At 68.3% G+C, this 7,406-nt stretch carries 7 protein-coding genes and 1 pseudogene; 3 read left to right on the forward strand and 5 right to left on the reverse strand.

Translation table 11 applies throughout. The features are described from left to right. Positions 1–10 precede the first annotated feature (10 nt). The 3 genes from AC5Y36_RS18455 to AC5Y36_RS18465 are packed head-to-tail and all read right to left on the reverse strand — an operon-like array spanning position 11 to position 2,500. Positions 11–1,531, reverse strand: coding sequence for an aldehyde dehydrogenase family protein (locus tag AC5Y36_RS18455; protein WP_500042386.1), 1,521 nt, complete (start codon positions 1,529–1,531; stop codon positions 11–13). 44 nt (positions 1,532–1,575) lie between these two features. Continuing rightward, on the reverse strand, positions 1,576–2,112 hold the full coding sequence (locus AC5Y36_RS18460) for a mycothiol transferase (protein ID WP_500042387.1): 537 nt from the start codon (positions 2,110–2,112) through the stop codon (positions 1,576–1,578). Positions 2,113–2,122: 10 nt separating this feature from the next. Then, the gene (locus AC5Y36_RS18465) at positions 2,123–2,500 is read right to left on the reverse strand and encodes a VOC family protein (RefSeq protein ID WP_500042388.1); all 378 of its coding nucleotides are present in this window, start codon (positions 2,498–2,500) and stop codon (positions 2,123–2,125) included. 46 nt (positions 2,501–2,546) lie between these two features. On the opposite strand from AC5Y36_RS18465, the gene AC5Y36_RS18470 reads away from it, so the two are divergent. Next, positions 2,547–4,283 carry an N-acyl-D-amino-acid deacylase family protein gene (locus tag AC5Y36_RS18470; protein ID WP_500042389.1) on the forward strand — a complete coding sequence of 579 codons (1,737 nt, stop codon included), beginning with the start codon at positions 2,547–2,549 and terminating at the stop codon, positions 4,281–4,283. Between the two features lie 261 nt (positions 4,284–4,544). Here the strand turns inward: AC5Y36_RS18470 and AC5Y36_RS18475 are convergent. Continuing rightward, positions 4,545–4,970: pseudogene (locus tag AC5Y36_RS18475) on the reverse strand (hypothetical protein); the annotation flags it as partial. Positions 4,971–5,104: 134 nt separating this feature from the next. Here AC5Y36_RS18475 and AC5Y36_RS18480 point away from each other — a divergent pair. Continuing rightward, on the forward strand, positions 5,105–5,908 hold the full coding sequence (locus AC5Y36_RS18480; RefSeq protein WP_500042390.1) for a class I SAM-dependent methyltransferase: 804 nt from the start codon (positions 5,105–5,107) through the stop codon (positions 5,906–5,908). 3 nt (positions 5,909–5,911) lie between these two features. On the opposite strand, the gene AC5Y36_RS18485 is transcribed toward AC5Y36_RS18480, so the two are convergent. After that, positions 5,912–6,928 (reverse strand): aldo/keto reductase family protein, encoded by a 1,017-nt coding sequence (locus AC5Y36_RS18485; RefSeq protein WP_500042391.1) that lies wholly within the window; start codon positions 6,926–6,928, stop codon positions 5,912–5,914. A 32-nt stretch (positions 6,929–6,960) separates the two neighbouring features. Here AC5Y36_RS18485 and AC5Y36_RS18490 point away from each other — a divergent pair, with 32 nt between their 5' ends. Next, the gene (locus tag AC5Y36_RS18490; protein WP_500042392.1) at positions 6,961–7,338 is read left to right on the forward strand and encodes a pyridoxamine 5'-phosphate oxidase family protein; all 378 of its coding nucleotides are present in this window, start codon (positions 6,961–6,963) and stop codon (positions 7,336–7,338) included. Positions 7,339–7,406: the final 68 nt, after the last annotated feature.

The following is a 7,406-nucleotide window of genomic DNA, read 5'->3' on the forward strand; positions in this document are numbered from 1 at the left end:
GCGTATCCGGCTATTTCGCGGTGCGGCGCGGCCGCGACAGGGCCATCCGGGTCAGCATCCGGTTCGTCCGGGCCAGCGTGTTGAGCGAGTTGTGGTAGTAGTTCTGCCCCGCGCCCACGCTGGTACGCGGCTCGACCACGGTTTCCTGGCGGCAGAACTTGCGCATCCCGTCGGCCCCGCCGAACCGCGCGCCGATCCCCGACGTCTTCCAACCGCCCATCGGGGCCGTCGTGCACATCAGGTTGGAGATCACGTCGTTGATGTTGACGGCACCACAATCCAATTGCACTGCAATGTCTTTCGCCCGCTGAACATCCGCGGAGAACACCGAGGCGCTCAACCCGTACGGGCTGTCGTTGGCCAGCCGGATCGCTTCGTCGACGGTGGACACCTTCATGATCGGCAGGGTCGGGCCGAAGGTCTCCTCGGTCATGCACGCCATCGAGTGGTCGACGTCGACCAGCACGGTGGGCTGGTAGAAGCTGCCCGGTCCGGCGACACGCGCCCCACCGGTGAGGGCTCGGGCGCCCGCGGCCAGCGCGTCGCGGACGTGGCCCTCGGTGACCGCCAGCTGCTGCTCGTCGATCAGCGCCCCGAAGTGGTTGCCGTCGCCGGCTCCGACCTGCAGCGCCTGCACGTCGCGCACCACCGCGTCGACGAACGTGTCGTAGACCGATTCCAGCGCGTACACCCGCTCGACGGACACGCACGTCTGTCCGGCGTTGAACATCGCTCCCCAGACCGCGGCGTGTGCGGCCAACTCGACGTCGGCGTCCTCCAACACGATCATCGGGTCCTTGCCGCCCAGCTCCAGGCTGACCGGTGTCAGCCGCCGCGCGGCACGCTCAGCCACCTTGGCGCCGGTCGCGCTCGATCCGGTGAACTGCAGATAGTCGACGTGGTCGATGACGGCCTCGGACACCTCGCGGGCCCCCTGGGCCAGCGCCAACACCTCGGGCGCGCCGGAGTCCAGCCAGCCGCGGCGCAGCAGCTCGGCGGTCAGCGGGGTGCGTTCGGACGGCTTCAGCAACACCGCGCAGCCAGCCGCCAGCGCCCCGATGGCGTCCATCAGCGCGTTGGCGACCGGGTAGTTCCACGGCGCGATGATGCCCACCACCGGCCGCGGCCGGTAGTAGACGGTGATCTTCTTGATGGCCAGCGCGGCCATCGGCGCCGGCCGACGTTCCGGGGCCAGCGCCTTGTCCATGGTTTTGATCACGTACGACAGGATCAGCAGCAGCAGCGGCACTTCCTGCGCCGCGTCGGCCGCCGATTTGCCGGTCTCCTTGATCAGCAGCTCTTCGATTTCGTTGCGGTGCTCGCCCAGCCACACCGCGAAACGCGCCAGCGACTTGGCGCGGCCTTTGGGCCCGCGCTGTTCCCATTCCCGTTGCGCGGCGCGCAGCCCGGCGGCGAGCGCGGGGACGTCGGCGGGATCGGTCCAGGTCACCTGGCCCGCCACCGCGCCGGTGGCCGGGTTGGGGATGTTGCCGATGCCGGAGAAGGCGGTCTGGGGTGTGGTGGCGGTCATATCAGCAATGCTAGGCCGTGCCTTTTCGGGGCGTTCGACAGGTGTCAAGTCTGCGCTGGATCGCCCGGTGCGATGCCGCGCAGGTACGCCGCCTGACCCAGGTGCTGGGCGCAGTCGTCGAGGATGCTGACCAGCCGCACGCCGGCCGTCACCGGTGGATCCCACTGCTGGTCGACGACGCGGGTCAACTCGTCGGCGTCGATGCCGCCGATGTAGTCCAGCGTCAGCTCGTGCACGGCGTGGTAGTAGCCGGCCAGCAACGCCGCGGGTGCGCGCACCTTGGCGATCTGCGCGGCGTCGTGCCCGTAGCCGGTGTCGTTGCGCGGCAGATCCAACCCGAACCGGTCGACCCACCCGTCCCGGATCCACACCTGCTCGACGTCCGCGATCTGGGCGAGCTGAATGTCCTGCACTCGTGCGCTGTGCCAGAGCAGCCAGGCGATCGAGTTGGCCTGGTCGGTCGGGCGATAGTCGGACACGCGGTCGCTCAGTCCGTCGGTGAGTTCGTCGACGTGCTCGATCACCCGGGTGAAGGCGTCGGTGAGCAGGTCCCGGAGGGCGGCGGTGTCGGTGCCGGTCATACCGCCGACGCTACGCCTGGTGGCAGACCGCTTCGACGTTGTTGCCGTCGGGATCGCGGACGAACGCGCCGAAATAGCCGGGGTGGTATTCCGGCCAGAGCCGCGGCGCGTGCAGCGAGTCGGCACCCAGCCGCAGGGCCGCGTCGTAGAACGCCTGCACCTGCTGCTGGTCGGTGGCGCTGAACGCGATGTGAACCTCGCGGTTGGGTCCGGACGCCTCCCCCGCGCTGGCGTCGGCTACCCAGAAGGTGGGGTTGCCGTCACGTCCGTAGCCGATGGCCGGCCCGACGTCCAGCTGCCGCGAGTAGCCGAGCACCGCGAGCACGGCGTCGTAGAACTGCTGAGATCTGGCGTAGTCGGTGCAGTTGATTCCCAAGTGATCGATCACGAACAGATCCTGGCATGCGCCTACGACAGCGTCGTAGATTATTTAGATGAGTTTCGATCTCGTCATCCGCAACGGCACCATCGTCGACGGTCTCGGGGGTGTGCCGTACGTCGGCGACGTCGCGGTGCGCGACGGGGTGATCGCGGCGGTCGGGACGGTCGATGACACCGGCGCCCGCGAGATCGACGCCACCGGGCTGCTGGTAACCCCGGGCTTCGTCGATCTGCACACCCACTATGACGGGCAGGCGATCTGGTCCGATCGGCTCAACCCGTCGTCGGCGCACGGCGTGACCACGGTGGTGATGGGCAACTGCGGGGTGGGGTTCGCGCCGTGCCGCCGCGAGGACCACGACGTACTGGTCGACGTGATGGCCGGGGTGGAGGACATCCCCGGCGTGGTGATGACCGACGGGCTGCCGTGGACCTGGGAGACCTTTCCGCAGTATCTGGACGCACTGGATGCCGGCCGCCGCGACATTGACGTGGCCGTGTATCTGCCACACTCCCCGCTGCGGGTGTACGTGATGGGTGAACGGGGCGCCAACCGGGAACCGGCCACCGCCGAGGATCTGGCGAAGATGCGGGCACTGGCCTCCGAGGCGATGCGGGCCGGGGCGCTGGGTTTCGCGTCGTCGCAGCTGGCAACGCACCGCACCGAGGGTGGGCAGCAGATCCCCAGCTACTCGGCGGCCGACAACGAGATCCTCGAGATCGCCCGCGGCGTCGCCGAGGGCGGCGGCGGACTGATCCAGTTCGTGCCCGACCTGCCCACCGGCGGATTCCAGCCGGTGCTGCAGCAGGTGCTCGACGCGGCCGCCGACGCCGAGCTCCCGGTCACCTTCTCGCTTTTGGTGATGAATGCCGGTGAGCCGCTGTGGCCGGACGCGGTCACCATGATCGAGAAGGCCAACGCCGCGGCCGGAACCCCCGACCCGATGGTCACCGCGCAGGTGTTCCCCCGGCCGATCGGTCTGGTGATCGGCCTGGAGCTGACCGCCAACCCGTTCGTGCTCTACCCCAGCTATCAGGAGATCGCCGGGCTCCCGCTGGCCGAGCGGGTCGCGGAGATGCGTAAACCCGAAGTGCGTCAACGTATTCTGGCTGACCAGCCCAGTCAGGTCCCGGCCAACCCGATCATCTACATGGCCCAGGCGTTCGACTGGATCTTCCCGCTCGGCGCCGACGCCAACTACGAACCGGATCTGACCAACAGCATCGCCGCCCGCGCCAAAGCCCGCGGCGTCTCGCCGCTGGAGGAGGCCTACGACCGGCTGCTCGACGACGACGGGCACGCCGTTCTGCTGGGAGCGATGGCCAACTTCGAGGGCGGCACACTGGACACCGTCGGAGAGCTGATCCGGCGCAACGACGTCGTGCTGGGACTGGGTGATGGCGGGGCGCACTACGGGATGATCTGCGACTCAAGCTTTCCCACCTACCTGCTCACCCACTGGGCCCGCGACCGGGCGAGCGGCCGGCTCAGTGTGCCCGACGCGATCCGTGAGCTGACGTCGGTGCCGGCCCGCGTTTCCGGGCTGGCCGACCGCGGCCGCATCGCGGTGGGCTACAAGGCCGATCTCAACGTCATCGACCACGCCGCAATGCGGTTGCACAAACCCGTCGTCACCTACGACCTGCCGGCCGGTGGGCGCCGGCTGGACCAGACCGCCGAGGGGTATGTGGCGACGATCGTGTCCGGTGAGGTGATCTCGCACAACGGCGAACCCACCGACGCGCGGCCCGGCAAGCTGATCCGCGGTCGCCAACTGGCGCCGGCCTGATCCCCCCGTCGCCGAGCGTGCCGTTTTATCCGCGACTCGCCGGCGAAGGCGGATGAGATTGCACTTTCGACGTGGCGTCACCACGTCCTCGGGCAGCCGCGGGCGGTCAGGGAAGCACCCACCCGGTCGAGGAACGCCCGCGGGTGACTCGGCGCCGCCATCAAGAAGCTCTAACGTTCTGCCTGGCTGCCTGATCCCCTGTGCGCCCGGATGCGTGGCGATCACCGCCTGTATATCGACCGGCTTGACGTCGGTAGCGTTCATTAGTGCGTCGATGCGCCGCACCCCCTCTTTGAGCCGCAGCCGCCTGCCCAGGTCAAAGGCGGTACGCGCCGGAGTGGTTACCGGCATCCCGGCGACGGTTTGCGTTTCGCCTGGCGACAAAGTGTCGGAGTGGACGCAGATCAGCGGCGGCGCTCGCCGATTGGCGTGGATAAGCTCCGCAGGAGTGTCGGGTTCGATCCATTTGGCACCCGACAGAGCAGCAGCCGACAGCCCGGCTAGGACGCCGCGGCGCCCCGACCACAGCCAGGCCGCGTGGGCCCGCTGAGTCGGCGACAGGTCGACGCCCCGCGGCACCCAGACGCCCGGGTACACCGCGGAATGGAATCGGCGCAACTCCCGGAACGTCAACACGCCCGCATCTAGCGCCTCCGCAGCCCGAAACGTCCACTCAACGTTCCGCATGCCCGCGACGGTCCGACATTTCCCGCTCCGCGGTCGACGGCTATCCACAGGCCACAGCGCCAGTGTGCGAATCGATACGCCCGCACTAGCGTGTCGCGTATGAAACCGCACGGCCAGCGATCGAGGCGAACGATATGACGTCACCCAAATACACGCACGGCCACCACGAGTCGGTGCTGCGCGCACACCGTGCCCGCACGGCGGAGAACTCCGCCGCCTACCTGCTGGCGTCGTTGGCACCGGGACAGCGGCTGCTCGACGTCGGCTGCGGGCCCGGGACCATCACGGCGGATCTGGCCGGCATCGTCGCACCCGGCCGGGTGACTGCCATCGAACCCGTGCCCGAGGCGCTGGACCTCGCACGTGATTGCGCCCGCGAACGCGGACAGGACGACATCGACTTCGTCGTCGCCGACGTGCACGCATTACGGTTCCCCGACAACAGCTTTGATGTGGTGCACGCCCACCAAGTGCTGCAGCATGTCGCCGACCCGGTGACCGCGCTGACCGAGATGCGCCGGGTATGCAAGCCCGGCGGCGTGGTTGCCGTGCGCGACAGCGACTACGCGGCGTTCACCTGGTATCCGGCGTCGGCGGAGTTGGACGACTGGCTGCGGCTGTACCGCGACGCAGCGCGGGCCAACGGCGGCGAACCCGACGCGGGCCGGCATCTGCTGGCCTGGGCGCACGCGGCCGGATTCACCGACGTCACCCCGACAGCCAGCGCGTCGTGTTTCGCCACGCCCGCCGACCGCGAGCATTGGGGCGGCATGTGGGCCGATCGGATTCTGCAATCCGCCATCACCGACCAGTTACTCGCCAGCGGCGCCGCCGATCAGGCCAAACTGCAAGCGATTTCGCAGGCGTGGCGGGACTGGGCCGATCATCCCGACGGCTGGATCGCGCTACTGCACAGCCAGATCCTGTGCCGGGTGTGAGCGTCAGAGCATGCGCTGCTGCGGGGTGGATCGGGCCACCAGCTTCCCGTCTCCGGCCACCGCATCACCGAGAACCTGATCGATACGGGCCAGCAAGTCCGCAGGGATCCGAACCCCGGCCGCGGCGACGTTCTCGGTGACCTGCTCCGGGCGTGACGCGCCGACCAGCGCGGCGGCGACGTTGTCGTTCTGCAGCACCCAGGCGATCGCCAGCTGCGCGGTCGTGAGGCCCAGTTCTGCGGCGATCGGCCGCAGCTGCTGCACCCGCGTCAGTACGTCATCGGTCATGAACCGTTTGATGAAGTTGGCGCCGCCCTTCTCGTCGGTGGCGCGCGACCCGGCCGGCGGAGGCTGACCGGGAAGGTACTTGCCGGACAACACCCCTTGGGCCATCGGCGACCAGACGATCTGGCCCACACCGAGTTCACGGCAGGTCGGCACCACTTCGGGTTCGATGATCCGCCACAGCATCGAGTACTGGGGTTGGCTGGAGATCAGCGAGACACCGAGCTGGCGGGCCAACCCGTGCGCGTTGCGGATCTGCTCGGGTGTCCACTCGCTGACCCCGATGTAGAGGGCCTTGCCCGCCCGGACCACGTCGGCGAACGCCTGCATGGTCTCTTCCAGCGGGGTGAACAGGTCGTAGCGGTGGGCTTGGTAGAGGTCGACATAGTCGGTCTGCAACCGGCGCAGCGACCCGTCGATGCTTTCCATGATGTGTTTGCGGGACAACCCGGTGTCGTTCTTGCCCAGCGGGGCGGGCCCGATCGGCCAGTACACCTTGGTGAAGATCTCCAGCGCTTCGCGGCGCTGGCCCTTCAGCGCGGCGCCCAGCACTTCCTCGGCGGCGCCGTTGGCGTAGACGTCGGCGGTGTCGAAGGTGGTGATGCCGCAGTCGAGGGCGGCCCGCACGCAGGCGGTGGCGACATCGTTCTCGACTTGCGAGCCGTGGGTGAGCCAGTTTCCGTAGGTGATCTCCGAGATCTGCAGACCGGAGTTGCCGAGGTAGCGGAATTCCATACCGTCTATCCTGCCGCAGTAAGCTCGGGGCCATGAGCAAGAAGGTGGATCTGGACCGGCTCGCCGACACCCTTCGGGACTTCGGAATCGCCTATGTCATCAGCGTCGGCGACGACTACCGCACCCATACCGCGGCCGTCGAACCGGTGCTCAGCGACGGCCTGCTGCGGGTCGGGGCGATCGGCCGGCATACCCGCACGAACCTGGAAGCCCACCGCGAGGTCACCGTGTTGTGGCCGCCGCAGGTGGCGGGCGGCTATTCGCTGATTGTGGACGGTCTGGCCCAGGACCTCGATCCGTTGACGGTCAGCCCCACCCGTGCGGTGCTGCACCGGCCGGCGACCGAATACTCCCCGCCCGAGACCTGCAGCCCCGCCTATGACTGCGTGAACCTCGCCGTCGAGGTGTAGTCCCGTGCCACTGAAATAGACGTCTGAATTGATGTATGGCCCCGGGATCGGGGTGTTTTTGAAATTCA

It is taken from the genome of Mycobacterium sp. NGS50 (genome assembly GCF_059812545.1).

Excerpts from the sequence above, each read along its gene's own strand:
- AC5Y36_RS18455 (WP_500042386.1), bottom strand. The coding sequence starts at position 1,531 with ATGACCGCCACCACACCCCAGACCGCCTTCTCCGGCATCGGCAACATC.
- AC5Y36_RS18460 (WP_500042387.1), bottom strand. The coding sequence starts at position 2,112 with ATGACCGGCACCGACACCGCCGCCCTCCGGGACCTGCTCACCGACGCC.
- AC5Y36_RS18470 (WP_500042389.1), top strand. The coding sequence starts at position 2,547 with ATGAGTTTCGATCTCGTCATCCGCAACGGCACCATCGTCGACGGTCTC.
- AC5Y36_RS18480 (WP_500042390.1), top strand. The coding sequence starts at position 5,105 with ATGACGTCACCCAAATACACGCACGGCCACCACGAGTCGGTGCTGCGC.
- AC5Y36_RS18485 (WP_500042391.1), bottom strand. The coding sequence starts at position 6,928 with ATGGAATTCCGCTACCTCGGCAACTCCGGTCTGCAGATCTCGGAGATC.
- AC5Y36_RS18490 (WP_500042392.1), top strand. The coding sequence starts at position 6,961 with ATGAGCAAGAAGGTGGATCTGGACCGGCTCGCCGACACCCTTCGGGAC.